This is a genomic window from Actinomycetospora termitidis, from assembly GCF_030286555.1.
Lineage (GTDB): Bacteria > Actinomycetota > Actinomycetes > Mycobacteriales > Pseudonocardiaceae > Actinomycetospora > Actinomycetospora termitidis.
In genome coordinates, this window is the sequence record NZ_JASVWF010000003.1 from 923,005 (window position 1) to 947,806 (window position 24,802).

Annotated in this window: 21 protein-coding genes and 1 pseudogene; 13 read left to right on the top strand and 9 right to left on the bottom strand. The window is 75.4% G+C overall.

From position 1 onward, the window contains the following. Positions 1-68: 68 nt before the first annotated feature. Together QRT03_RS17930 and QRT03_RS17935 are read right to left on the bottom strand one after the other, a co-directional pair. Positions 69-2,093, bottom strand: a complete 2,025-nt coding sequence (locus QRT03_RS17930) for an ArnT family glycosyltransferase (RefSeq protein WP_286054299.1) — start codon at positions 2,091-2,093, stop codon at positions 69-71. Between the two features lie 23 nt (positions 2,094-2,116). Further along, positions 2,117-3,367 (bottom strand): bifunctional glycosyltransferase family 2/GtrA family protein, encoded by a 1,251-nt coding sequence (locus QRT03_RS17935; protein WP_286054300.1) that lies wholly within the window; start codon positions 3,365-3,367, stop codon positions 2,117-2,119. A gap of 226 nt (positions 3,368-3,593) precedes the next feature. Between QRT03_RS17935 and QRT03_RS17940 the strand changes: the two genes are divergently transcribed. The 9 genes and pseudogenes from QRT03_RS17940 (at position 3,594) to QRT03_RS17980 (ending at position 12,275) form a co-directional block, all read left to right on the top strand. Continuing rightward, a complete protein-coding gene (locus tag QRT03_RS17940; RefSeq protein WP_286054303.1) occupies positions 3,594-5,054 on the top strand; it encodes a S1C family serine protease in 1,461 nt (486 codons plus the stop codon). 126 nt (positions 5,055-5,180) lie between these two features. After that, a complete protein-coding gene (locus QRT03_RS17945) occupies positions 5,181-5,822 on the top strand; it encodes a VC0807 family protein (RefSeq protein WP_286054304.1) in 642 nt (213 codons plus the stop codon). Positions 5,823-5,827: 5 nt separating this feature from the next. Beyond that, positions 5,828-6,370 (top strand): GrpB family protein, encoded by a 543-nt coding sequence (locus QRT03_RS17950; RefSeq protein WP_286054305.1) that lies wholly within the window; start codon positions 5,828-5,830, stop codon positions 6,368-6,370. A 223-nt stretch (positions 6,371-6,593) separates the two neighbouring features. Beyond that, a pseudogene (locus QRT03_RS17955) lies at positions 6,594-8,556 on the top strand (xanthine dehydrogenase family protein molybdopterin-binding subunit); the annotation flags it as partial. 81 nt (positions 8,557-8,637) lie between these two features. Next, positions 8,638-8,823: a hypothetical protein gene (locus QRT03_RS17960; RefSeq protein ID WP_286054401.1), complete on the top strand. Its 186-nt coding sequence runs from the start codon at positions 8,638-8,640 to the stop codon at positions 8,821-8,823. After that, positions 8,824-9,708 (top strand): 5-oxoprolinase subunit B family protein, encoded by an 885-nt coding sequence (locus QRT03_RS17965; protein ID WP_286054306.1) that lies wholly within the window; start codon positions 8,824-8,826, stop codon positions 9,706-9,708. Next, on the top strand, positions 9,705-10,676 hold the full coding sequence (locus QRT03_RS17970) for a 5-oxoprolinase subunit C family protein (protein ID WP_286054307.1): 972 nt from the start codon (positions 9,705-9,707) through the stop codon (positions 10,674-10,676). The genes QRT03_RS17965 and QRT03_RS17970 overlap by 4 nt, the downstream gene beginning before the upstream one ends. A gap of 13 nt (positions 10,677-10,689) precedes the next feature. Next, positions 10,690-10,929 (top strand): acetyl-CoA carboxylase, encoded by a 240-nt coding sequence (locus tag QRT03_RS17975; protein ID WP_286054308.1) that lies wholly within the window; start codon positions 10,690-10,692, stop codon positions 10,927-10,929. Then, the gene (locus QRT03_RS17980; protein WP_286054309.1) at positions 10,926-12,275 is read left to right on the top strand and encodes an acetyl-CoA carboxylase biotin carboxylase subunit; all 1,350 of its coding nucleotides are present in this window, start codon (positions 10,926-10,928) and stop codon (positions 12,273-12,275) included. The genes QRT03_RS17975 and QRT03_RS17980 overlap by 4 nt, the downstream gene beginning before the upstream one ends. On the opposite strand, the gene QRT03_RS17985 is transcribed toward QRT03_RS17980, so the two are convergent. Genes QRT03_RS17985 through QRT03_RS18000 form a run of 4 tightly spaced genes read right to left on the bottom strand, consistent with a single transcriptional unit; the run spans position 12,263 to position 15,840 of the window. Next, a complete protein-coding gene (locus QRT03_RS17985) occupies positions 12,263-13,021 on the bottom strand; it encodes a LamB/YcsF family protein (RefSeq protein WP_286054310.1) in 759 nt (252 codons plus the stop codon). The genes QRT03_RS17980 and QRT03_RS17985 overlap by 13 nt on opposite strands. Positions 13,022-13,074: 53 nt before the next feature. Further along, positions 13,075-13,785 carry a hypothetical protein gene (locus QRT03_RS17990; protein ID WP_286054311.1) on the bottom strand — a complete coding sequence of 237 codons (711 nt, stop codon included), beginning with the start codon at positions 13,783-13,785 and terminating at the stop codon, positions 13,075-13,077. Between the two features lie 49 nt (positions 13,786-13,834). After that, positions 13,835-14,539, bottom strand: coding sequence for a helix-turn-helix transcriptional regulator (locus tag QRT03_RS17995; RefSeq protein ID WP_286054312.1), 705 nt, complete (start codon positions 14,537-14,539; stop codon positions 13,835-13,837). Next, positions 14,527-15,840 (bottom strand): LCP family protein, encoded by a 1,314-nt coding sequence (locus QRT03_RS18000; RefSeq protein WP_286054313.1) that lies wholly within the window; start codon positions 15,838-15,840, stop codon positions 14,527-14,529. The genes QRT03_RS17995 and QRT03_RS18000 overlap by 13 nt, the downstream gene beginning before the upstream one ends. A gap of 184 nt (positions 15,841-16,024) precedes the next feature. Between QRT03_RS18000 and QRT03_RS18005 the strand changes: the two genes are divergently transcribed. Then, positions 16,025-18,073 (top strand): glycosyltransferase family 39 protein, encoded by a 2,049-nt coding sequence (locus QRT03_RS18005; RefSeq protein ID WP_286054314.1) that lies wholly within the window; start codon positions 16,025-16,027, stop codon positions 18,071-18,073. Here QRT03_RS18005 and QRT03_RS18010 read toward each other — a convergent pair. Then, positions 18,051-19,394 carry an MFS transporter gene (locus QRT03_RS18010; protein WP_286054315.1) on the bottom strand — a complete coding sequence of 448 codons (1,344 nt, stop codon included), beginning with the start codon at positions 19,392-19,394 and terminating at the stop codon, positions 18,051-18,053. The genes QRT03_RS18005 and QRT03_RS18010 overlap by 23 nt on opposite strands. Before the next feature lie 77 nt (positions 19,395-19,471). On the opposite strand from QRT03_RS18010, the gene QRT03_RS18015 reads away from it, so the two are divergent. After that, positions 19,472-20,206: a class I SAM-dependent methyltransferase gene (locus tag QRT03_RS18015; RefSeq protein ID WP_286054316.1), complete on the top strand. Its 735-nt coding sequence runs from the start codon at positions 19,472-19,474 to the stop codon at positions 20,204-20,206. A gap of 1 nt (position 20,207) precedes the next feature. Here the strand turns inward: QRT03_RS18015 and QRT03_RS18020 are convergent, their stop codons facing one another. After that, complete coding sequence (locus tag QRT03_RS18020; protein WP_286054317.1) at positions 20,208-20,618, bottom strand: hypothetical protein; 411 nt, start codon at positions 20,616-20,618, stop codon at positions 20,208-20,210. Positions 20,619-20,796: 178 nt separating this feature from the next. Between QRT03_RS18020 and QRT03_RS18025 the strand changes: the two genes are divergently transcribed. Beyond that, positions 20,797-21,267, top strand: a complete 471-nt coding sequence (locus QRT03_RS18025; protein WP_286054318.1) for a hotdog fold domain-containing protein — start codon at positions 20,797-20,799, stop codon at positions 21,265-21,267. Between the two features lie 351 nt (positions 21,268-21,618). Then, complete coding sequence (eccB, locus tag QRT03_RS18030; RefSeq protein ID WP_286054319.1) at positions 21,619-23,040, top strand: type VII secretion protein EccB; 1,422 nt, start codon at positions 21,619-21,621, stop codon at positions 23,038-23,040. Here eccB and QRT03_RS18035 read toward each other — a convergent pair whose 3' ends face one another. After that, on the bottom strand, positions 23,041-24,618 hold the full coding sequence (locus QRT03_RS18035; RefSeq protein ID WP_286054320.1) for a serine/threonine-protein kinase: 1,578 nt from the start codon (positions 24,616-24,618) through the stop codon (positions 23,041-23,043). Positions 24,619-24,802: the final 184 nt, after the last annotated feature.

Genomic DNA, 24,802 nt, shown 5'->3' on the forward strand with positions numbered 1-24,802 from the left:
GATCCGGGTACGCCGACGCGGCGGTGTCCCGGGGGGCAGGACACCGCCGCGTCGACCCGCACCGCTCGTCAGGCGAGCGGCCGGCTCAGGTCGTAGACGGTCCGGCCGCCCACGTCGAGCTTCGTGAAGTGCGCCGCGACCCACGTGGCGATCTCGCCCGTGGTGCCCCGGCTCGTCCGGCCACCACGCTGGTCACCGGGCGCGTCGCCTCCCGGGGCGCCGCCGCCGGGACCGCCGCCCTCGAGGTAGTACCGGACCTGACCGGTCGCCACGTACTCCTGGAACTGCGCCAGGGTCGGCGCGGGGTCGCCGCCGTTGAACCCACCCAGGGCCATGACCGGCACCCCGGTCGCGAGCTGCACGGAGGCCTGGCTCATGGCGCCGGTGGTGGCGGCGGCCCAGCGGGTGCCGGCGCCCTGCAGGAGGGCGACGAGCTGCGGCGACGCCTGCTCGCCCTCCGGGCCGCCGCGCATCCCGCCGGCCTGGTCGTCGGCGCGGGCGCGGTCCCCGTCGCGGCGCATCCCGCCGCCGGGCCCGCCCATGCCACTGCTCGCCCCGGCCGAGACGATCGAGCCCTGGTGCGGGGTCGCGGCCGTGACCGCCGCGAGGGCCGTGGACGCGCCGACGGTGCCGAGCAGTGCCAGGACGGTGACGACGACCGCGCCGGCGCGTCGGGCGAGCAGCCTCGGCAGGAGGAGCCCGACGGCGCCGAGCAGGCCGGCGGCCACGACGACCCAGCGCAGCCACGCGAGCGACTCCGCCTGGGTCAGGACGACCGCGCTCCAGGCCGCCGTCCCGAGGACGACGACCGCGAGCACGATCCGCGCGGACACGAGCGCGCGGGAGCGCCACAGGACCGACGCCCCGGCGGCCGCGGTGATCGCGACGCCGGGCGCGAGCGCCACCGTGTAGTAGGGGTGGATGATCCCGCTCATCGCGGAGAACACCACCGTGTGGACGAGCAGCCAGGTGCCGCCGAGCAGCAGCAGGCCGCGGGTCCGGTCGGTCCGGGGAGCCGTCCGCGTGAACCACAGCCCGGCGACCAGCAGCACGATCCCCGCCGGGAGCAGCCAGGAGGCGTTCGCGGAGAACTCCGAGGTCAGCATCCGCCACGGGCTCGGCGAGCCGCCGAAGCCGCCGCCACCACCGGGGCCTCCGCCGGGACCACCCGGCCCACCACCGGGCGGCATCCCGCCCCCCGGCATCCCACCGCCGGGCATCCCACCGCCACCGCCGCGCTCGTTGCCGAGGATGCGGCCGAGCCCGTTGTAGCCGAGGGCGAGCTCGAGCAGCGAGTTGTCGGTCGAGCCGCCGATGTAGGGCCGGTCGGACGCGGGCCACAGGTCGACCAGCGCGACGTACCACCCCGCCGACACGACGATCGCGACCCCCGCGGCCAGCAGGTCACCGATCCGCCGCCGGAGCGTGGTGGGGGCGACGAGGACGTAGACCAGCGCGAGGCCGGGGACGACGAGCAGGACCTGCAGCTGCTTCGTCAGGAAGCCGAGCCCGACGAGCACGCCCGCCGCGACCAGCCACCACGTGCCGGCCTTCGTGCCCGCGGCATCGACGGCGCGGACGGTCACGTACGCCGCGGCGACCATGCACAGCACGAGCAGGGCGTCCGGGTTGTCGAACCTGAACATCAGCGCCGCGACCGGCATGAACGCCAACAGGGCGGCCGCGGCGAGGGCGGTCCGGGGCCCCGACCAGCGTCGACACGCCGCGTACACCAGCGCCACCGACGCGACGCCCATCAACGCCTGCGGCACCAGCAGCGACCACGACGAGAACCCGAAGATCCGACCCGACAGCGCCATGACCCACAGCGAGGCCGGCGGCTTGTCGACGGTGATCAGGCCCGGGGCGTCCAGCGCGCCGAACAGCCAGGCCTTCCACGACTGCGTCCCCGCCTGGACCGCGGCCGCGTAGAAGGAGTTGGCCCAGCCCGAGGCGCCGAGGTTCCACAGGTAGGTCACCGCGGTCGCGGCCAGCAGGACCCAGAAGGTGGGCCGGACCCAGCGCGGGTCGTCCACGGTCGCGGCGACGGGTTCGTCGGGCGCCGGGCGGGGCGTGTCGAGGGTGGTGCTCATGGCGGGGTGGGTGCTCCTGGCGGTCAGGCGGACTGGCGACGCGGGTGGAACACCCACGCCCGGTAGGCGACGAAGCGCAGCAGGGTCGCGACGGCGTTGGCGACGACGAGGGTGACCAGCTCGACCGCGTGCGAGGCCCCGGGGGCGAGGACGTCGAGCAGCGCGAGCGCACCCGACGTCAGGACGAGGCCCAGACCGAACACCACCAGGCCCTCGACCTGGCTGCGTCCGGCGTGGCGACGCCCGCGGATGCCGAAGGTCAGGCGGCGGTTGGCCGCGGTGTTGCCGACCGCGGTGATCACGAGCGCGAGCAGGTTCGACACCTGCGCCGGCATCGCGGTGCGGAACAGCGAGTAGAGCAGCAGGAACGCGAGCGTGGACACGACGCCGATGGCCGCGAACCGCACGATCTGCGCCGTGGTGCCCGGCGCGACGCCGGCCGCCTCGTCGGCCTCGCCGATGGGGCCGCGCCCGAACTCCCGCCGCAGCTGGGCGACCGGCAGTGCGCCGGTCGCGAGGGCCTTCCCGACGCGCGCGACGCCCTTGAGATCCGCGACGGCAGTGGCCACGACGTCGACGCGGGAGTCCGGGTCGTCGACCCAGTCCACCGGCACCTCGTGGATGCGCAGTCCGGAGCGCTCGGCGAGGACGAGCAGCTCGGTGTCGAAGAACCAGCCGGTGTCCTCCACCAGCGGGAGCAGGCGCTGGGCGACGTCGCGGCGGATCGCCTTGAAGCCGCACTGCGCGTCGGAGAACCGCGCCCGCAGGGTCCCGCGCAGGAGCACGTTGTAGCAGCGGGAGATGATCTCGCGCTTCGCGCCGCGGACGACCCGGGAGGTGCGGGAGAGCCGCGACCCGATCGCCAGGTCGGAGTGGCCGGAGATCAGCGGGGCGACGAGCGGGAGCAGGGCGTTCAGGTCGGTCGAGAGGTCGACGTCCATGTAGGCGAGCACCGGCGCGTCCGACGCCGACCACACCGCCCGCAGCGCGCGACCGCGGCCCTTCTGGTCGAGGTGCACGACCTCCACCTCGTCGAACCGCGCGGCCAGGTCCTTCCCGACGACGAGGGTCCGGTCGGTCGAGGCGTTGTCCGCCACGGTGATCCGGAACGGGTAGGGGAACGCGGCGGTGAGGTGGGCGTGCAGGCGCTCGACGCACGGGCCGAGGTCGCGCTCCTCGTTGAACACGGGCACGACGACGTCCAGCACCGGGGTCCCGGGGACGACCTCCGGGGCGGGCCGGGTGAGCGGCTGGGGAGCGAGCGTTGCGGTCATGTCCTCACCGTCGGAGCCGGACGTGGACGATCGGTGGGCCTCGCCTGTGATCGCCCTGTGCATGACGACCAGCGTCGGGAGCGGGCATGTCACCGGGCTGGAGGGATGCTGTGCGGGAGCTGTGCGCCTGCCTGTCCGCTTCGTCCGGACAGTGATCCGCGTCTCTCAGGAACTTTGCAGACTCGTCCACAGTGAGCACACAGCCGACGCGGGAACCCTCGGTTCCATGACCGACCAGGACCCGTTCGCCCGGACCCCGCAGTCCGGCGAGCCCGCCCACTCCGCCGGCCCGGCCCCGCGTGACGGGTCCCCCGGCGCCGGAGTGCGCTACGACGACCCGACGACCAACCCCGGCGGCACCGCGACGATGCCGCGCTCCGACCAGCAGTACCCCTCGGCCGGCTGGAACCAGCCCACCGGGCAGCATTGGGCACCCGGCCCGTCGTCGGGCACCCCGGCCGGGCCTCCGCCGCCCACGAACCAGTGGCCCACCGGCGGCCCCGGGTCGGGCGGTGGCGGTGGACGGCGTCGGCGCAGCCCCGTCGTGCTCGCGGCCGCCGCCCTCGCCGCGTTGCTCGTCGCCGGGGGCATCGGCGGGGCGGTCGGCTACGAGGCCGCCTCCGCGGGTGGCTCGGGCACGTCGGTGCTGTCCGGGTCCTCCTCCGACTCCTCGTCCCCCTCGGCCGCCGCGCCCGCGGGGTCGGTCGAGGCGGTGGCGCAGAAGGTCCTGCCGAGCGTGGTGCAGCTGCGCGGCGCCTCCGGTGAAGGCTCCGGCATCGTCATCTCTGCCGACGGACTGATCCTCACGAACGCCCACGTCCTCGAGGCCGGGCAGTCGCAGCAGCCGTCGTCGGGCGGGCTCGGCGGCCTCCTCGGCGGCGCCGCGCCGCAGCAGCAGGCCGCACCGCAGCTCCAGGCGGTGTTCCAGAACGGGCAGACCGCGCAGGTGCAGGTCGTGGGCACGGACGCGACGGCCGACCTCGCCGTCGTCCGCGCGGTCGGCGTCTCCGGGCTGACCCCGGTGGAGATCGGCGACTCCTCGCAGCTGCAGGTCGGCCAGGGCGTGGTCGCCGTCGGGTCGCCGCTGGGCCTGTCCGGCACGGTGACCACCGGCATCGTCTCCGCCCTGAACCGGCCGGTCGTGGCCGGCGGCGAGGGCTCCGGCCAGGCGACCGTCACCGACGCCATCCAGACCGACGCCGCGATCAACCCGGGCAACTCCGGCGGTGCGCTGGTCGACATGGAGGGCCGCGTCGTCGGCATCACCTCGTCGATCGCCTCGCTCGGCGGCTCCTCGGGCGGCGGGCAGCAGTCCGGCTCGATCGGCCTCGGGTTCGCCATCCCGATGAACCAGGCCAAGCGCATCGGTGACCAGCTGGCCCAGCAGGGCTTCGCGACGCAGGCCGTGATGGGCGTCGGCATCGCCCAGACCCAGCAGGGCAGCACCGACTCCGGCGCCATCCTCGGCACCATCGCCCCGGGCGGTCCGGCCGCGGGCGCCGGACTCGCGCCCGGCGACGTCGTCACGAAGCTGAACGACCGGATCATCGACGACGGCGACGCCCTGGTCGCCGCGGTGCGCACCCAGGAGCCGGGCTCCCAGGTGACGCTGACGGTGCAGTCGGGCAACGCCGCGCCGCGCCAGGTGCAGGTCACGCTCGGCTCGGAGCGCGCGCCAGGTGCCTGACGGCAGGTGAGCACTTTTCCGTGTCCTGACACGGAATAGTGCTCACCTGCGCGCAGCGCACACTCCACCCCGTCTCCACCCCCGGGCCGAGGCGGTCGAGGGCCCCCGGATCGCAGGGTGGTCGCCATGACCACGACGGAGATCCCCGCACCCGCCCCGGCCTCGTCGACCGGGATGCGCAGCAGCCTGCGCGGCCTGCTCGCCGACGTCGGGCTGCCGATGGGCACGTACTACGGCCTGCACCTGCTCGGCGTCGGCGACTCGACCGCCCTGCTGGCCGCGACCGTCGCGGCCGGCGTCCGGGTCGGCGTCGTCGCCCTCCGCACACGGCGCCTCAGCGCCTTCGCCGCGTTGATGCTGGGGGTCTACGCGATCGGGCTCGCGGCCTCGTTCGTCACCGGCGACCCGCACCTGATGCTGCTCAAGGACTCCGTCGGCACCGCCGTCGTCGGCATCGGCTTCCTGGTCAGCCTGGCCCTGGACCGCCCGCTCCTGCTGGCGGCGATGGAGGGCATGAACCCCGCGAAGGCGGTCGAGGCCCGGCGGGCGTACGAGGACATGCCGGGCGCCCGGCGCACGATCCGCGGGGTCACGGCACTCTGGGGCGTGGGCCTGCTCGCCGAGGCGATCCTGCGCATCCCGGTCGTCCTCGCGCTGCCGATCAGCGTCGGCGTCGCGGTGTCCCAGCTGATGACCGTCGTCGTCATCGTCGGGCTCGTGGTGGTCGGCGGAATCTGGGTACGGACCGCCCGCCGCCGCGCACACTGACCGTCGTGGCCTTCGACGAGCGCGCCCTGGTCCGCGGCCCACAGCCCGCCGTCCCCGAGATCGTTCCCTATGACGACGGGTGGCCCGACCGCTTCGAGCAGCATCGACGCCGCATCGCCGTCGCCCTCGGGTCCCGGGCGCACGAGGTGGAGCACATCGGCTCGACCTCGGTGCCCGGGCTCGGCGCCAAGGACGTCGTCGACGTGCTGGTGGTGCTCGACGATCCCGACGACGAGGCCGCCTACCTGACCGACCTGGAGCGCGCCGGGTACGAGCTCCGGGTCCGCGAACCGGGGCACCGGGCCCTGCGGGAGACGTCCGGACGGCGGGTCAACGTGCACTGCTACGCCGCGGGCGACGACGAGATCACGAAGTACCGGCTGCTGCGCGAGCACCTCCGCGCTCACGAGGACGCCCGCCGCACCTACGAGGACGCCAAGCGTGCCCTCGCGGGCCGGGAATGGCCGGACATGAACCACTACGCCGAGGCCAAGGGCCCGACGATCCACCGGCTCCTCCGCGAGGCCGGCTGGACGGGAGCCCTGTAGCAGAACCGGTGCCGCGACGGCAGGGCTGGACGGAACCGGACATTCGCGCGACTGTGATCGGCACCACCACCCGCCCCGCCGGCCCCGGAGCGCGCCCGTGACGCAGACCAGCACCCCCTTCGTCGGACAGAGCCTGCCGCGCCGGGAGGACGAGGCCCTCATCACCGGCCGCGGCACCTGGACCGACGACATCTCCCCGCCCGGCGTCCTGCACCTGGCCGTCGTGCGCAGCGACGTCGCGCACGGCCGGATCCGCTCCGTCGACGCGACCCGGGCCCGGGAGCACCCCGGTGTCGCCGCCGTGTTCACCGGCGCCGACCTCGCGGGCGAGTTCGCGGCGGGGATCCCCTGCGGCTGGCCGGTCACCGAGGACATCCTCGTGCCCGACCACCCGCCGCTCGCCGTCGAGGAGGTCAACCACGTCGGCGACGGGCTCGCGGTCGTGCTCGCCACCTCCGCCGCGGCCGCCCGCGACGCGGCCGAGCTGGTGGAGGTCGATCTCGAGGAGCTCCCCGCGGTCGTCGACGTCGAGGCGGCCCTGGAGCCCGGCGCCCCGCTGGTGCACGAGCAGTTCGGCACGAACCACTGCTACACGTGGCCGCTCGCGGTCGGGGACGTCGACGCCGCCTTCGCGCAGGCCGACGTCGTCGTCGAGGGCCGCTACGTCCAGCAGCGGGTGCTCGCGTCCCCGATGGAGCCGAGAGCCGTCGTCGTCACCCCGGACGCGTACGGCGGCGGGTTCACCCTCCACACGTCCACCCAGGTGCCGCACTTCGTCCGCGACATCCTCGCCGCGATCTGCGGTGTCTCGGACACCAAGCTCCGGGTGGTCGCCCCGGACGTCGGCGGCGGCTTCGGCGCGAAGCTCAACGTGTACGCCGAGGAGGCGTTGGCGCTCGTCCTCGCGCGGCGGCTCCGGAAGCCCGTGAAGTGGACCGAGACCCGCTCCGAGCACCACGTCGCCACGACGCACGGGCGCGGGCAGGTCCAGCACCTCACCATCGGCGCCACCCGCGACGGCCGCATCCTCGGGATGCGGATCCGGCTGCTCGCCGACATGGGCGCCTACCTGCAGCTCCTGACGCCGGGCATCGCCGTCTTCGGGGCGTTCACCTACTGCGGGCTCTACGACTTCGGCGCCTACGACTTCGAGTGCCGCGGCGTGTTCACCAACCTCACGCCGACCGACGCCTACCGCGGCGCCGGGCGCTCCGAGGCCGCCTACGCCCACGAGCGGATCCTCGACGACCTCGCGCGGGCGCTGGAGATGGACCCGGCCGAGCTGCGGCTGCGGAACCTGCACCCGAAGTTCGACGAGCCGCGCACCGTGCCGTCCGGGGTCATGTACGACTCCGGCGACTACGAGCCCTGCATGCGGCGCGCGCTGGAGCTGGTCGACTACGACGGTCTGCGGGCCGAGCAGGCCGAACGCCGGCGTCGCGGCGACCACGTCGAGCTCGGCGTCGGGATCGGGAACTTCACCGAGTCCGGTGGGCTGTCGCCCTCCAAGGTCGCCGCCGGGGTGCGGCTGCAGTCCGGCGGCTGGGAGGCCGCGACGGTCCGCATGACGACGGCGGGTCGGGCCGAGGTGGTCACCGGCACCAGCCCGCACGGGCAGGGCCACGAGACCGCGTGGGCGCAGATCACGGCGGACTCGCTGGGGATCGACCCGGCGGACGTCGAGGTCCTGCACTCGGACACCATGATCGCGCCGTTCGGCCGGGACACCTACGGGTCGCGCAGCCTCGCCGTCGGCGGCAGTGCGGTGTACGGCGCGGCGGAGAAGGTCGTCGCGAAGGCGAAGCTCCTCGCCGCACACCTGCTCGAGGCGGACCCGGCCGACGTGGAGTTCGCCGCGGGCACCTTCTCGGTGCGCGGGACCGGGGGCGGCGGGATCACCATCCAGGAGGTCGCGGGCGCGGCCTCGCTCGCCGCCGACCTGCCCGAGGGCATGGAACCCAACCTCACCGCCGACCACAACTTCGACCCGCCGAACTTCACCTGGCCGTTCGGCACGCACGTGTGCGTGGTCGAGGTCGACACCGAGACCGGCTTCACGACGGTTCGTCGCCGTCGACGACTGCGGCCGGATCGTCAACCCGACGATCGTCGACGGGCAGCTGCACGGCGGGATCGCGCAGGGCATCGCCCAGGCCCTCTACGAGCACGCGACCTACGACGAGGCCGGGCAGCCGACCACGGCCACCCTCGCCGACTACGCCGTCCCCGCCGCCAGCGACCTGCCCGGCTTCGACCTCGAGCAGCGGGTGACGCTCTCACCGACCAACCCGCTGGGCGCGAAGGGGATCGGGGAGTCCGGGGCGATCGGGAGCTCACCCGCCGTCGTGAACGCGGTGATCGACGCCCTCGCCGCGCGCGGGGTGACCCACCTGGACATGCCCGTGACCCCGCAACGGGTCTGGCGGGCGCTGCACGGGACAGGAGTGGCCTAGATGGAGACGCGGTACGACCACGGGGGCGACGAGTTCGTCTACGTCGAGATCGACGCGGCGATGAGCCTGCCGGCGCACTTCACGTCCCTGGCGATCACCCGGCAGCTGGCCGCCGAGGCGATCGACGGCGTGGAGGAGATCTGCCCGTCGAACGCGTCCTACATGGTGCGCGTCGACCCGGACCGCATCCACCCGCGCGACCTGGTCCGGGAGCTGCAGCGCATCGAGTCCGAGGTCGGGGCCGGGGACGACGACTTCACCGTCGAGACCCGGATCGTCGACGTGCCGATCATGCTGAACGACCCGTGGACCCACGAGGTCCTCATGCGCTTCCGGGACCGGCACCAGGACCCGACCGGCACCGACCTGGACTACGGCGCCCGGATCAACGGCTACGACAGCACCGACGCGTTCGTCGACGCGCTCGCCTCCTCGCCGTACCTGGTGACGATGATGGGCTTCGTCCCCGGGCTGCCGTGGTGCTTCCAGCTTGTGCCGCGGGAGCGTCAGGTCGAGGTGCCGAAGTACGTCCGGCCCCGGACGGAGACCCCGGAACGCGCATTCGGGTTCGGGGGCGCGTTCGCGGTGATCTACCCGGTCAAGGGCGCGGGCGGCTACCAGCTCTTCGGCTCCGCGCCCGCCCCGATCTTCGACGCCGCGATGGAGCAGCCGGACTTCGCCGAGCAGGACTCCGTGGTGTTCTTCCGGCACGGCGACGTCATCAACTTCCGCCGGGTCGACGAGGCGGGGTACGACGAGGTCCGCGAGCAGGTGGCGGACAAGCAGTGGCGCTACCGGACGGCGCCGGTCGAGTTCTCGCCGCGCCGCTTCCTCGACGATCCCGACGGCACGAACGCCGCGATGCTGGAGGGCCTGTACTCGTGAGCATCCTCGTGCACGACCCGGGACTCGAGACGACGGTGCAGGACACCGGACGGTTCGGCCACTACGCGATCGGTTTCCCGCCCTCGGGCGCGCTGGACTCGTTCGCCTACCACGTCGGGAACGCCCTGGTCGGCAATGCACCCGGTGCTGCGGCCCTGGAGGCGGTCTACCTCGGGCCGACGCTCGAGTTCACGGCCGACACCGTGATCGCCGTGACCGGCGCGGACATCCCCGCCACGCTCGACGGCGAGGTGATCCCGCTGTGGGAGTCGGTGGCGGTGCGGGCCGGGCAGACCCTGGCGTTCGGGCAGCTGGCCGGGGGCGCGCGCCCCTACGTCGCGGTCGCGGGCGGCATCGACGTGCCGGAGGTCTACGGCAGCCGCTCGACCTACACCCTCGTCGGGATGGGCGGGTTCGCCGGCCGCGGTCTCGCGGCGGGCGACGAGCTCGCCCTCGGCGACGACGCGGTCGCACCGCGGGCCGGACGACGGGTGCCCGACGACGCCGTCCCGGTCCATCCCGAGGTCGCGGAGCTGCGCCTACTGGTCGGGCTGCACAGCTACCGGCTGACCCCGGACAGCCTGGAGCGGTTCACCGACACGGCGTGGAAGGTCACCCCGGACGCGAACCGCGTCGGCTACCGGTACCGCGGCGCGGAGCTCGAGTTCGTGCCGCGCGAGCAGCCCTTCGGCGCCGGCAGCGACCCCGCGAACGTCACCGACTGCGGCTACCCCGTCGGGTCGGTGCAGGTGCCGGGCGGCGTCGAGCCGATCGTCCTGCTCCAGGACGCGGTCACCGGGGGCGGCTACGCGACGCTGGGCACCGTCGTCTCCGTGGACCGCGACCGGCTCGCCCAGACCAAGACCGGCGACCGCACCCGCTTCGTCCCCGTCGACCTCGACGAGGCCCTGGCCATCCGCCACGACCGGACCGCGCAGCTCGAGCGTCTCCGGTCCGACCTGAGCTGAGGAGAGCGCACCCATGGGACACACCATCGCCGCGCGGACGCCGGGCGTCTTCTACCGGCGGCCCTCCCCCGACGCCGACCCGTACGTCGCCGACGGCGCCACGGTGGCCGAGGGCGACGTCATCGGTCTGATCGAGGTGATGAAGACCTTCCGCGAGGTGAAGGCCGACGCCGCCGGGACGATCGCGCGCTGGCACGTGGACAACGAAGACGAGGTGTCGATCGGCCAGGAGCTGGTGGAGATCGACCCGTGAGTCCCCTCCGGTCCGTCCTCGTCGCCAACCGCGGCGAGATCGCGGTGCGGGTGATCCGCGCGTGCCGGGACCTGGGGCTCGCGGCCGTCGCGGTGTACTCCGACGCCGACGCGTCCGCCGCGCACGTCCGGCACGCCGACTCCGCGGTGCACCTCGGGAAGTCCTCGGCCTCGAAGAGCTACCTCAACGTCGAGGCCCTCCTCGCGGCCGCGCGGGAGTCCGGCGCGGACGCGGTCCACCCGGGCTACGGCTTCCTCTCCGAGAACGCCGCCTTCGCCCGGGCGGTGGCCGACGCCGGGCTGACGTGGGTCGGGCCGTCCGCCGACGTCATCGAGCGGATGGGCGACAAGGCGACCGCCCGGGCCACGGCCGAGGCGGCGGGGGTGCCCGTCGTCCCCGGCAGCGGCGTCGTCGCGTCGGTCGACGAGGCGGTCGCGGCCGCCGCGGAGGTCGGCTACCCGGTGCTGGTGAAGGCGTCGGCCGGCGGAGGCGGGCGGGGCATCCGCCCGGCGGCCGACGACGACGAGCTGCGGCGCGTCGTCGACGAGGCGCGGCGCGAGGCGGCCTCCGCGTTCGGCTCCGACGCGGTCTACGTCGAGCGCGCCCTGCAGCACCCCAAGCACGTGGAGGTGCAGGTCCTGGCCGACGCCCACGGCGGGGTCGTGCACGTCGGCGAGCGCGACTGCTCGCTGCAGCGACGCCGGCAGAAGCTGCTCGAGGAGGCCCCCGCACCCGGGCTCGACCTGGCGCTGCGCGAGCGCATGTGCGCCGCGGCGGCCGACCTGGCGCGGGAGGTCGGCTACGTCGGCGCCGGGACCGTCGAGTTCCTCGTGGAGGACGGGGAGTTCTTCTTCATCGAGATGAACACCCGCATCCAGGTCGAGCACCCGGTGTCCGAGCTGGTCACCGGCGTCGACCTGGTCGTCGAGCAGCTGCGGGTCGCGGCGGGCGAGCCGCTGTCGGTGGCCCAGGACGACGTCGTCGTGCGGGGCGCCGCGTTCGAGTTCCGGGTGAACGCCGAGGACCCGGACGACGACTTCCTGCCCACCCCCGGCGAGATCACCGCGCTCGAGCTGCCGGGCGGGCCCGGGGTGCGGGTGGACACCGCGCTCGCCGTCGGCGACGTCATCCCGCCGTTCTACGACTCGATGGTCGCGAAGCTGTGCGTCTGGGGGCCCGACCGGGCCACCGCCCTGGCCCGGGCCCGGCGCGCCCTCGCAGAGTACCGGGTGGAGGGCGTCCCGACGACGCTCGGGCTGCACCGGCGCCTGGTCGACGAGCCCGCGCTCGTCGACGGCACCCACGACATCACGAGCCTGGAGCAGATCCTCGCTCAGATCAGCTGAAGCGCCGGCACGCGCTCGACCCCGAGCTCGTCGAAGCGGGCGACGATCGCCGCGCAGATGTCCGGGGAGTTGGGCCGGTCGCCGTGCAGGCAGATGGTGTCGACCTCGACGTCGAGGTGCTTCCCCGACGTCGACGTCACGTGCCCCTCGAGGAGGTCCACGGCCTGCTGCGCGACGACGGCCGGGTCCTTCGCCAGCGGGGCGGGCTCGACGATGATGCGGGCGTCGTCGTCGTACTCGAGGTCGGCGAACCCCTCCCGCGCCACCTTCGCGCCGAGGGACCGGGCGAGGTCGGCCGTGGGGCCGGCGAGCCAGAAGAGCAGCAGGTCGGGGTCGAGGCGCAGGACGGCCTCCGTGATCGCCGTGGTGATCGCGTCGTCGGTGAGCGCCATGCCGTAGAGCGCGCCGTGCGGCTTGACGTGCACCACGGCGGCGCCCTCGACCGCGGCCGTCGCCTGCAGCGCGCCGACCTGGTAGACGACGATCTGCGCGGCCTCGTCGGGGCGCAGCGCCATCCGGCGCCGGCCGAACCCGACGAGGTCCGGCAGCCCCGGGTGGGCGCCGATCGCAGTGTCCGTCGCCGCCGCGGTCCGCACCGCCTCCCGCATCGTCACGGGATCGCTCGCGTGGTAGCCGCAGGCGACGTTCACCGAGGTCACGTGCTCCATCAGCGCGGTGTCGTGCCCGAGCTTCCAGAGCCCCAGGCTCTCCCCCGCGTCGGCGTTCAGGTCGATCCGCGTCTGCATCAGCGCCTCCCGGGCCGTCCGAGCCCCCATCGCATCAGCGCGGCGGCGCGGGCTCAATACCGGAACGGTCGCGCCGCCGGGAACGACCGGACGTCGACGACCCGGTCGTCGCGCACGACGAGCAGGTCCAGGCCGTTCCCGCCGGTGGGCGCGGTCCACATCACGGTCGCCGTGCCGCGGTCCGGGTCCACGATCGGCTCCCGGTGGACCGCGGCCGCACCCCGGGCACGGAGCACCGCCGCCACGGCGTCCCGCCCGTCGACGTCACCGACCTCGGCGAGCCGCGAGTGCAGGACGACGTCGGGTGCGAGGACCGCCTCCGTCCCGCGCGCCCAGCCGCGGGCGACGCCGAGCAGGACATCCCGGGACGCCGACCGCGGGGTGGGGTCCGCGGCGGTGATCCGGCGGTCGCCGGCGATGGTCCAGTTCTCGGCGACCCGCCCGTCGCGCAGGGCGTTGACGTCCAGGCCGGAGAGGATCCGGCCGTCGGGCAGCACGGCGTCCCAGCAGTACGCCAGCCACCCGGCGCCGTCCGCGGCGGCGAGGCGGGGAGTGAAGCGCGGGCCCGGGTCGATCGCCCAACGGGTCATGAACGGCACTGTCGGCTCCGGGCCGACGAGGTCGTCGAGGCCGGGGGTGAGCCCGGACCACTGCACGGCGTCCGGGGTCAGCAACTCGTGGGCCAGGGTGGGTTCGGCGTTCCACATGCGGCACCAGCGGAGGGCGAGGTCGGGGACGGCGGGGACGGTGCTCGTCTCGGTCATGCACCGAGCGTCGGACGCGACCGCGACACCGTGCTGTCGGTGTTCGCCGTCACGTCCGCAGCGGGTCCGCGTCCAGCCGGTCCAGCTCACGACGCAGGTCGGCGTCTCGGGGTGGTGCGTGCTCGGCCAGTTCCGTCACCGCCGTGATCCGCCCGACGTGGAATCCGCGGACGCCCTCGCGCCGGCGGCACCACGCCATCAGGTACCAGCCGCGCGTGCCCCACAGGAGCCCCAGCGGCTCGACGTCGCGCTGCGAGTCGTGTCCGGCGGAGTCGGTGTAGGCGAGCCGGAGCACGCGGCCGGAGGCGACGGCGTCCGCGAGGGTGTCGGTCGGGGTCCCGGCGGGGGCCTCGACGTCTCCGACGGTGTGCACCCGGGCGGCGAGCACCTCCTCCCGACGACGGACGTCCGGGGACAGCCCGGCCAGCACCTTCCGGGCCGCGGACCGGGCGGCGCCGGCGAACGGGGAGGACGCCGCCGACCGCAGCGCGATCCCGACGGCCAGGGCCTCGCCCGCGGTGAGCGCGAGCGGCGGCAGGGTGCGGGCCCGGTCGAGGCTGTAGCCCCCGGACCGGCCGGTGTCGGCGGTGATCGGCACCCCGGACTGTTTCAGGGCGTCGAGGTCGCGCTCCACGGTCCGCACGCTCACCTCGAACCGCGCGGCCAGCCACCGGGCGCTCCGCGGACGGGGCGCGACCGCCCGCAGCTCCTCGGCGAGGGCGTAGAGGCGGTCGGTGCGGTTCAGTTGATGCACCCCGGTGCGGCGGCGGTGATCGGCGGGGTGACGGGCGCGGGAGCGGCGGCCTGGACGGTCGTCGTGGACGCCGACGTGGTCGGGTCGTCCGTCCCGGAACCCGACGAGTCGTCCCCGACCTCCGCCGCGTGCGCCCGCGCCGCGTCGGACCACCCGATCGGCTCCGGGGTCGGCAGACGCTTCCCGGCGTCCACCGCGATCGAGTCGTCGACGAACTGGCGGACCTGGGTCGGGTCGACCTCCACCGCGGTGCCGTCCGAGGCGGTCTGGAGGTAGGGGTCTCCGGTCGGGATCGTCCGGAAGGTCACCGCGCCGGCCGAGATCCCCTGCAGCTGCCCGGCGAAGGAGAGCACGTCCCAGCGATCGTCGAGGGTGACCGAGCGACCGAGCACGCCGGAGAGCCGGTCGAGCGCGAACGGGTTCGCGAGGGTGCCGGCGGACAGCAGCTGGCGGGTGGCGCTCGCGAGGAAGGTCTGCTGCCGGGTGATGCGGTCGAGGTCGCCGCCGGGCAGGCCGTGGCGCTGCCGGACGAACGCGAGCGCCTCGGCGCCGGAGACCTCCTGCGGACCCGCGGGGAGGCGCAGGCCGGAGTACGGGTCGTCGACCGGGGCGCGCAGGCACACCGGCACGCCCCCGAGGGCCTGGCTGACGTCGGCGAAGCCCGCGAGGTTGACCGAGGCGTAGTGCGTGATGGGCAGGCCGGTCAGCGCCTCGACGGACTCGACCGTCAGACGGGCGCCGGCCTCGAGTGCGGCCCGGCGCACGGACGGGTCGTCCGGCGAGGCGGACGGACCGGACTCGGGCGCGAACGGCGAGGTGGCCGCACCCCCGGTGCTCGTCGTCGTCAGGGAGTCGGTGGTGTACGCCGCCGCCCGGGAGTAGGCGGAGTTGATCTTGTGCTGACCGTAGCCGTCGGCGAGCCGGACGTAGGAGTCCCGCGGGATCGAGATCGCCGTCGCCCGGCCGCCACCGGCGGGGATGTGCACGACGGTGATGGAGTCCGCGGTGTCCCCGCCGTCGCCGGTGTCCCCCGCGTGCAGGGCGTCGAGGAGCTGCGGCGGGAGGGGGTTCCCCTGCGGGTCGGTGCGGCTGTCCACCCCGAGCAGGAGGATGTTCTGCTCGGCCGTGGGCGGGGCGGCGACGGGCGTCTGGATGACCGAGGCCGAGGCGGTGGATCGATCCAGTTGGCGCACCTGGATCCAGGCGAACGCGGACACCGCGAGCACGGCCGCCGACACCGCGACGACCAGGCTCCGGACGAACAGGCGCACGCGCCGCCCCCCGCCCGTGGTTCCGCTCACTGCACCATGGTTCCCACAAATCACCCCCGCGTCACCGTGACGTGGGGCGGGATCGCATCACGGTTGGCCCGCACGCCTCACTCAACACTCATGACGGCCGGACTCTCGATCGATCCAGTCGCTCACAGCCACGGCACAACATCGGCCCAGGAACCGGACATCCCGGCCCTGCAGGGTCGTCACCATGACCACGACGACCCACCTCCGCACCGGGCCCGCGCCCCGGCGGGCACCGGGTGCACCCGGGCGTCACGCGCTCCCCGCCCGGTCCCCGTCCCGCCTCTGGCGCGGACCCGCGTCCACCCCACCATGGGAGCGGCCGCTGCTCCTCGTCCTGCTCCTCGGCACCGCGGTGCTCTACCTGTGGAACCTGGGGGCGAGCGGCAACGCCAACGAGTTCTACGCCGCGGCCGTGCAGGCCGGCACGCAGTCGTGGAAGGCGTGGCTGTTCGGGTCGCTGGACTCCTCGAACTTCATCACCGTCGACAAGCCGCCGGCCGCCCTGTGGGTCATGGGGCTGTCCGGGCGCATCTTCGGCTTCACCTCGTGGTCGATGCTCGTCCCGCAGGCCCTGATGGGCGTGGCCTCGGTGGCGCTGCTGCGCGTTGCGGTCCGGCGGTGGGCCGGCCCGGACGCGGGCCTGCTCGCCGGGGCGCTGCTCGCGCTCACGCCGGTCGCGGTGCTGATGTTCCGCTTCAACAACCCGGACGCGCTGCTGGTGCTGTGCATGACGGCGGCCGCGTACACGGCCGTCCGCGCGATCGACGTCGCCCACCGCCGGGCCGGCCTGGGGTGGACCGCGGCCACCGGCGCCCTGCTCGGCCTCGGGTTCCTGACGAAGATGCTGCAGGCCTGGCTCGTGCTCCCCGCCCTCGCCGTCGTGATCGTGCTGGCGGCCGCCGTCACCTGGCGGCGACGCCTGGCCATGCTGGCCGTCGGGCTCGGCGCGATGGTCGCCTCGGTCGGCTGGTACGTCCTGCTGGTCGACCTCTGGCCGACCGACTCCCGCCCGTACATCGGCGGGTCGACCGACGACTCGTTCCTCGATCTCGTCCTCGGCTACAACGGGCTCGGCCGCATCCTGGGCGGCGAGGGCAACGGCGGCGGGGGCGGCCCGGGTGACGGCTCAGGCAACACCGGCTTCGGCGGCTCCACCGGGATCACCCGGATGTTCAACGAGTCCTTCGGCGGCCAGATCAGCTGGCTGCTCCCGGCCGCGCTGATCGTGCTGGTCGCGGGGCTCGCGGTCACGTGGCGTGCCGGGCGGACCGACCGCACGCGGGCCGCGCTCGTCCTGTGGGGCGGCTGGCTGCTGGTGCACGCGCTGGTGTTCAGCTTCATGAGCGGCACGGTGCACGCGTACTACGCCGTGGCCATGGCCCCCGGACTGGCCGGGACGCTCGCCGTCGGCGGCACCCTGCTGTGGCGGCGCCGTGAGCTGCTGACCGCCCGGCTGGCCCTGGTCGCGGCGCTCGCGGCCACCACGGCCTGGAGCGTCGTGCTCCTGCGCCGCACGCCGGAGTTCCTCCCGTGGCTGCGGTGGGTGGTGGCGGTCGTCGGGATCGTCGCGGTCGTCGGCCTGCTGGCCGGCGCGGTCACCCGGCACGCCTGGGCGCGGCGGGCCCTGCCGGTGCTGCTGGTCGGCGCCGTCCTCGCGGGCGCCGGCGGGTCCGTGGCCTACGCGGTGGACACCGCGGCGACGACGCACTCCGGTTCGATCGTGTCCGCCGGTCCGGCGAGCGCCGACGGCGGCCAGGGCGGCCCGGGCGGTGGCGGGCAGGACGGTGGCGGCCAGGGCGGGCAGCCGCCGTCCGGCGCCCGTCCCGACGGGGGCGCTCAGCAGGGTGGTCAGCAGGGTGGCGGCCCCGGCGGCACGACGACGGCGTCCGCCGAGCTGACCACGCTGCTTCAGGGCGCGGGCACCACCTGGTCGGCCGCCGTCGTCGGGTCCCAGGGCGCCGCGTCGCTGGAGCTCGCCAGCGGGACCGCCGTCATGGCGATCGGCGGGTGGAGCGGGTCCGACGCCGCCCCGACGCTGGAGGAGTTCCAGGCGATGGTCGTCGCCGGCGAGGTGCACTACCTCGTCGCGTCGGGCGACGGAGGGGGCATGCGCGGCCGGGGCGGGACGGACTCGGTCGGCTCGCAGATCACCACGTGGGTGCAGGAGCACTACGCCGCGACGACCGTCGGCGGTCAGACCGTCTACGACCTCACGAGCCCGACGACGAGCTGATCCCCTCGGCAGGCCCTCCCGGCCCGGTCGCCCCCGTGGCGGCCGGGCCGGTGGGCACGTCGAGCGGGTGGTCGAGCTCGTCGGGACCGAGCCGTCCGACGAGCAGCGCGACCGCCCCGATCACGGGTGGCGCCAGCGCCGCGACGACGAACACCGGTTCCAGGCCGACGGCGCCGCTGATCGGCCCCGCGAGGGCCATCGACACCGGCATGAAGGCGAGCGACACGAAGAAGTCCAGGCTCGAGACCCGGCCGAGCAGCTCGGGCGGGACCCGCCGTTGCAGCAGGGTCCCCCAGATCACCTGGGGCGCCGAGAACAGGGCCCCGATCAGGAATCCCGCGACAGCCATCGGCCACAGGGACGTGGCCAGACCGAAGACCGCCAGCGGCAGCGACGCCACCGACCACATGACGATCATCGCGGTGAGGTAGCGCCGCGGCGTGCGCAACGACCCGGCGGCGAAGGAACCGACCACCCCGCCGGCGCCGTAGCAGGCGAGCACCAGGGCGTGCTCCCCCGGACCGCCCCCGGCCCGGTCCTTGACCGCGAACGGCACCAGGACCTCGAGCGGGCCCAGCACCGCGAGGATCATCAGGCAGGCGAACACGAGCGTGACGAGCAGCCAGCGCGTCACCAGCATGTAGCGGAACCCCTCCCGCAGGTCCGCGAGTGCGGTCGGGGCGGCGCCGTCCCCCCGTTCGAGCACCGGGGTGGCCGGGAGCATGGACGCGCACCCGAGCGCGACCGCCGACGCCAGCGCCACCGCCCCGAGGGCGACGCCGGGTCCGGCCACGGCCACCACGAACCCGGCGATCGCCGGTCCGACCGCGGAGAGCAGGACGGGCCGGAGCATGCCCTCGAGGCCGTTGACCGCCTGCAGCTCGTCGGCGGGCACGAGCCGCGGCACGACCGCGGAGTACGCCGGGAACATGAGTCCACCGGCCACCCCGATGACGGCCGCCACCACCACGAGTGCGGGCAGGCCCAGCGTGCCGGTCAGCGACAGCCCCGCGACCAGGCCGACGGCCCCGACCTGCATCGCGGCCACCACGAGCAGGATGCGCCGCTGCGGGAGCCGGTCGGCCAGGACACCGCCGAGCAGCGCCGTCAGCACCGCTCCGAGCGCCAGGGCCCCGCTGACCAGGGAGAACGCCGTCGCCCCGCCGCCGAGCGCGATGACCTGCCACACCACGGCGACCACCCACAGGCCCTCGGCGAGCACCGAGGCCGCGAGGTTGCCCGCGAGCCACCGGTACGCCGGGTGACGCAGCGGTCGGACGGCGCGGGGCAGGCGGGATGCACCGTCGGTCGTCGTCGCCACGCGCCCGAGGCTAGGACGAACGGGACATCCGCCGCCGGGCATTTCGGTGCCGTCGCGCCGCGCCTAGCGTCGGGGCCGTGACCCGTGCGACGACGTTCGGCGCCCGTGCCGAGGACTACGACCGCCTCCGGCCCGGCCCGCACCCCGAGGCGCTCGACCGGGTCTTCCCGGCGACGGCACGCACCGTCGTCGACCTGGCCGCCGGCACGGGACTGGTGACGCGCGCCGTGCTCGCCCGGCCGGATCCACCCGCCGTCGTCGCGATCGAGCCCGACCCGCGCATGCTCGCGCGGGTGACCGGGGCCCGGAGGGTGCGCGCCACGGCCGAGCACCTCCCGCTGGCCGCCGGGAGCGTGGACGCGGTGCTCGCCTCGTCGGCGTGGCACTGGTTCGACGCCGCGGCCGCCACCTCCGAGATCGCCCGCGTCCTCCGCCCGGGCGGCACCCTGGGCCTCCTGTGGAGCCGCGCCGACCCGACGGTCGAGTGGGTCGCCGAGGTCCGCGGCGTCGGGCGCGCGGCCGCCGACGGGTCCGCACGGCTCACCCGCCGCGGGCTCGAGTTCGCGCTCCCGGAGGGGCACGGCTTCACCGACGAGACCCTCACCCCGGTGCGGGTCGCGTGGACCCGCCCGATGACGCGCGACGAGATCGCCGGGATGGTGTGCACCTACAGCGGCGTCCTGGAACTGGAGCCCGCCGCGCAGGACGAGGTGTTCCGGGCCGCGCGCGCCCGCCTCGACGAGCTCGTCAACGTCGCGGAGCCGATCGACGTCCCGTTCGAGACGGTCGGGCGCCGCTGGACCCGGACGTGACCTACGCCGGCCGGGGCATCCGCGGGCGCCGGGCGGGGATCGCGCGGTGGGTGAGGCGGGCCGGGGCATCGGGCCGGACGACCGGAGCCCCCGGGCGCGCGGTGCGGGGCGCCGGGACCGGGCCGCGCATCGCGGGGGTCACCGGCAGCGGGCGACCGGTCAGGACCGCGGACAGGACGTTGAGGACGTCGGGCAGCGTCGCGTACTCGGCCTCCGGCACCCGCGCGAGGAGCTCCCGGGTCACGTTGTCGGCGCCGTAGAGGTCGCCCGCGGTGAGGATCTGCCAGCGGCGGGCCGGGAACGGGAGGTCCCGCAGCACGGGCACGAGGCGCTCGGCGAGGGCGGCCGGCGAGCAGTCGCGCGGGGCGAGCCCGAGGGCGGCGGCCATGGCGGGGCGGGGTGTCGTGGGCATCGGATGCTCCTCAGGGTCCGCGGCACCGGGGCCGCTCCACACCTCTATCTGCCCCCGGTTCATGTTCCATAACCCTCGTTGTCCGTCGCGAGGCTGTCGAACGTTCCGCCGTCCGGACCTGGGTCGCCTCGGGAGACGGGGGTGCGCCGCCGGTTACCCCTGAGTAGGTTCTGCCGGCATGAGTGCCGTGCTGTCCTCCTGGAACCGCCTCTCCGGCTCACTGCCCGGCCGCCTGCTCGTCAGCGGGGCGGTCTGGCTGCGGGCCCCGTACTTCCTGACGGCGGCCCCGGTCATCTCCGAGCTCGACGAGAAGCACAGCCGCGTGCGGATGACGAACTGGTGGCTGGTGCACAACCACCTCGGCACCGTGCACGCGATCGCCTCGTGCAACCTGGCCGAGTACGCGATGGGCGTCCTGGCCGAGGCCGCCGTCCCGCCGACCCACCGCTGGATCCCGGTCGGCATGGAGGTGCGCTACCTCGCGACCGCGACGACCTCCGTCACCGCGGACGCGCAGTGGGCGACGCCGCCGGCGTTCGGGCCGGACAAGGAGGACGTGACGGTGGAGGTCGCGATCCGCGACGACCGCGGCACCGAGGCCGTCCACGCCTCGATCCGGCTGCGCGTCTCGGCGCGCCCGCCGCGCTGATCGCGAGTTGCGGCGCGCACACGGTCGGTGGAGGTCGCCTTCCGCCACTCGCGCGTTGCGGCACGCAATGCCGCGTCGAGCCCGGACACGAGGGCACGCCGTGTGCGCCGCGCAACGCACCCACGAGCGCTGACCGGTGCCCTCGACCGTGTGCGCGATGCACCGCGGCCTCGGACCGCGGTCCGGCGGCCGCCCCGTGTGCATGACGCAACGCCGCGCCGGCGCGAGCCGACGTCATCGACCACCCGCGCGACGCGTCCCGGTCGTCGGTGCTCACGGACGGCTCCCGTCGCGGTCGCCGTGCCCGTTCCGGGCCCACCGGGCCCGGCGCCGTGCCACGATCACCGGGCCATGACCCCGCCGCCCGAGCCCACCGGACGTCGCGCGGCGACCGCGGGTCAGGTGGTCGCGGCCCGGTTCTCCGCCCGCCGGCTCGCGTCCGCGCTGGTGCGGCGCGACCCGGCGCCGACCGTCGACCCGCTGCGGTCGCAGTCCCGGGCGACGATCGCGGGCGTGCTGCTCGCGGCGCTCGGGCTCGGGGCGGCGGCCGTGGTCGGTGCGGTGCACCGGCCGGCCGACTGGCGGACGTCCGCGATCGTCGTCGGGGAGCGGACCGGCGCGCTCGCCGTCGTGACCCGGGGTGACCCGCCCGCGTTGATCGGCGTCCCGAACCTCGCCTCGGCCCGGCTGGCCGCGGCCGCCGTCGCGGGCGGACCCGCGCCCGGCGACCCGGTGGAGATCGCCGACGACGTGCTCGCCGGAGCCCCGCGCGCCCGACCGGTGGGGATCGTCGACGCCCCCGCCCCGCCGCCGCCCGACCTGCCCGGACCCGCGGTCTGGTCGGTCTGCGACACGACCGCCCCCGACCCGGCGCTCGGTGCCGCCCGCCCGCGCACCACCACGACGGTGATCGGGGCCGCGCGGCCGCCGGGGCGTCCACCGGCGTCGCGCGAGGCCCTCGTCGTCGTGGACCGGGCCGGCCAGAACTGGCTGGTGGCGGGCGGCACCCGGGCCCGGCTCGACGTCACCCGCCCGGCCGTCGTGGAGGCACTCGGGCTGGGAGGTCTGCTGCCCCGACCGGCGAGCAGCGGCTTCCTCGCCGCCCTGCCCGAGGCGCCGCCGATCACCCCGCCGACGATCGCCCGGCGCGGGGCGCCGGTCCCGGTGGAGCTCGCGGGTGAACGGGCGGGCGGGGTGGTCCGCGTCGCCGGTGCCGGGAACGCCGACACCTACCTGCTGGTGCTGACCGACGGCGTCCAGGTCGTCCCGGAACTGCTCGCCCGGCTGATCCGCCTCGACGACCCGGCACTGGCCGGCGTGCCGATCCCCACCGTCGCCCCCGCGCAGGTCGCGAACGCCCCGGTGTCCCGCGCCGTCGACGTGAGCGCCTTCCCCGACCCCGCGCCGGTGCCGCTCCCGCCCGACCGGGCGCCCTCCGCGTGCGCGGACCGCACGGCGGCGCCCGGAGCGCCCGTCACGGTCTCCGTCGCGGTCGACGCCCTGCCGCCGGGTGTCGCGCTGCGCCAGGCCGACGGCTCCGGGGACCGGGTCGACCGCGCCGTGCTGCCGGGCACCGGCGCGACCGTGCGGGAGGAGGACGGGGCCCTGGTGGTGGTGTCGGCGACCGGCACGGTGCACGGCGTGCCGGATGCGGCCACCGCCGAGGCGCTCGGCCTGGGCCGGACGTTCTCGCCCGCGCCGCGCGCGGTCATCGGGCTCCTGCCGACCGGCGCGCCGCTCTCGGTCGAGGCCGCCACCCGCCCGCTGGGCTGATCAGGGCCCGGCGGCCGCGACCATCCTCGGCGCCGGGGGCACGGTCTCGGTGTCGCTCGAGGTCGGGGGCGTCTCCGAGCGACCCGTCGGGGTCTCGACCGTCGGGGCCTGCGTCGGTGGAACCACCGGTGCGGCCGGCGGGACCGCCGGGGCCACCGGGGCCACCGGCGTCGGGGTGGGCGTGGTGGTGCGGACGCGGGTCCGCGTGACGGTGGCCCGCGGCCTCGTCGACTCGACCGGCTCCGCCACGCGCGTCGTGGTCGTGGGGGCGATCGCCGCGGGGACCGGGAGGGCCGGCACCGAGGTCGGCACCGGCGGCGGCAAGGGGGTGGCCCGCGCCCCCGACACCAGCGTGTAGGCCAGCGCGGAACCCGCCACCAGGACCGCCGCGAGCGCGATGCCCGCGGCGACGAGCAGGCCACGGCGCGCCGGACGGGCCGGTGTGGCCGCCGCGCCGGTGGGCACGTCCTCGGCGGCGGGCAGCGGCGCGAGGGCGGCCGGGGCGACGGACGCATGGCTGGCCGGCCCGGCGGCGGTGGGCACCGCGCCGGTCGGTGCCGCCATGAGGGCCGGCGAGAGCACCGTCTCCGCGTCGAGGCCGATCTCCCGCGAGACCGTGCGCATCGCGGCGAGCACCTCGTCGGCGTCCGGGCGGGCCCCCGGCTCGTCGGCGGTCATCGCGACCAGCAGGGTGCGCAGCGAGTCCGGGAGCTGCGCGGGCACCGCCGGGCGGCGGTGCAGCCGGGCGACCGCGGCCTCGAGCGCGTTGCCCGGGTACTCGCGGCGGCCGGTGAGGCACTCGATGAGCACGAGGCCGAGCGCGTACACGTCGACGGCGGGGGTGACCGCCTCGCCGCGCACCTGCTCGGGGCTCAGGTAGGAGGCGGTGCCGATCACCATGCCCGCCGCGGTCACCGGGGCGGCGTCGCGGACGGCCGCGATGCCGAAGTCGGACAGGTGGGCCCGGCCCTCCGCGTCGAGCAGGACGTTGCCCGGCTTGACGTCGCGGTGGACCACGCCGCGCCGGTGTACGTAGCCGAGGGCGTCCGCGAGCGCGGACCCCAGGGCCACCACGTCACCCAGGGGCAGGGGGCCCCGGCGGATGCGCTGGGCGAGGGTGTCGCCCTCGATGAGCTGCATGACGAAGTAGGCGCGCCCGCGGTCGTCGCCGACGTCGTAGACCGTGACGAGACCCGGGTGCGAGAGCGCCGCCAGGGTGAGCACCTCGCGGCGGTTGCGGGCGTCCGAACCCTCCTCGAGGTCGCCGACGAGCTCGGCCGGCGGCGCCACGGCCCGCGGGGCCCCGCCGCTGCCCGGCCCGTAGCGCGCACTCTCGGCGGCATCGGGGTCCTCCGCCGGCGCGTCGGGCGCGGGGGCCTCGTCGGCGGCCGCCCCGGCCTCGGCGTTCGCCGCCGCGACCACCTCGCCGCCGCTGCCGAACATCTTGATCGCGACGTCCCGGCCGAGGAGCTCGTCGCGGGCCCGGTAGACGTCGGCCGCGCCGCCGCGACCGATCAGGTCGCCGACCGTGTAGCGCCCGCCGACCGTGGTGGGCGGCCCGGCATCGGTCGTGCTCACCGCGCCACCCCCTCCGCCTCCGGCACCGGGCCGACGGCCCGCCTGCGATTCTCCCCCAGGGGAGGACACCGTGCGCACGGTTCGCACGGTGCCCGTCCCGGGTTCATTCCTGGTCAACGACGACGTCGGGTCGGCGACGCGCGCCGTTACGGACCCGTGAGCAGGGGTGTCCCGATCGTGACGG

Excerpts from the sequence above, each read along its gene's own strand:
- QRT03_RS17930 (WP_286054299.1), bottom strand. The coding sequence starts at position 2,093 with ATGAGCACCACCCTCGACACGCCCCGCCCGGCGCCCGACGAACCCGTC.
- QRT03_RS17935 (WP_286054300.1), bottom strand. The coding sequence starts at position 3,367 with ATGACCGCAACGCTCGCTCCCCAGCCGCTCACCCGGCCCGCCCCGGAG.
- QRT03_RS17940 (WP_286054303.1), top strand. The coding sequence starts at position 3,594 with ATGACCGACCAGGACCCGTTCGCCCGGACCCCGCAGTCCGGCGAGCCC.
- QRT03_RS17945 (WP_286054304.1), top strand. The coding sequence starts at position 5,181 with ATGACCACGACGGAGATCCCCGCACCCGCCCCGGCCTCGTCGACCGGG.
- QRT03_RS17965 (WP_286054306.1), top strand. The coding sequence starts at position 8,824 with ATGGAGACGCGGTACGACCACGGGGGCGACGAGTTCGTCTACGTCGAG.
- QRT03_RS17975 (WP_286054308.1), top strand. The coding sequence starts at position 10,690 with ATGGGACACACCATCGCCGCGCGGACGCCGGGCGTCTTCTACCGGCGG.
- QRT03_RS17985 (WP_286054310.1), bottom strand. The coding sequence starts at position 13,021 with ATGCAGACGCGGATCGACCTGAACGCCGACGCGGGGGAGAGCCTGGGG.
- QRT03_RS17990 (WP_286054311.1), bottom strand. The coding sequence starts at position 13,785 with ATGACCGAGACGAGCACCGTCCCCGCCGTCCCCGACCTCGCCCTCCGC.
- QRT03_RS18005 (WP_286054314.1), top strand. The coding sequence starts at position 16,025 with ATGACCACGACGACCCACCTCCGCACCGGGCCCGCGCCCCGGCGGGCA.
- QRT03_RS18020 (WP_286054317.1), bottom strand. The coding sequence starts at position 20,618 with ATGCCCACGACACCCCGCCCCGCCATGGCCGCCGCCCTCGGGCTCGCC.
- QRT03_RS18025 (WP_286054318.1), top strand. The coding sequence starts at position 20,797 with ATGAGTGCCGTGCTGTCCTCCTGGAACCGCCTCTCCGGCTCACTGCCC.
- eccB (WP_286054319.1), top strand. The coding sequence starts at position 21,619 with ATGACCCCGCCGCCCGAGCCCACCGGACGTCGCGCGGCGACCGCGGGT.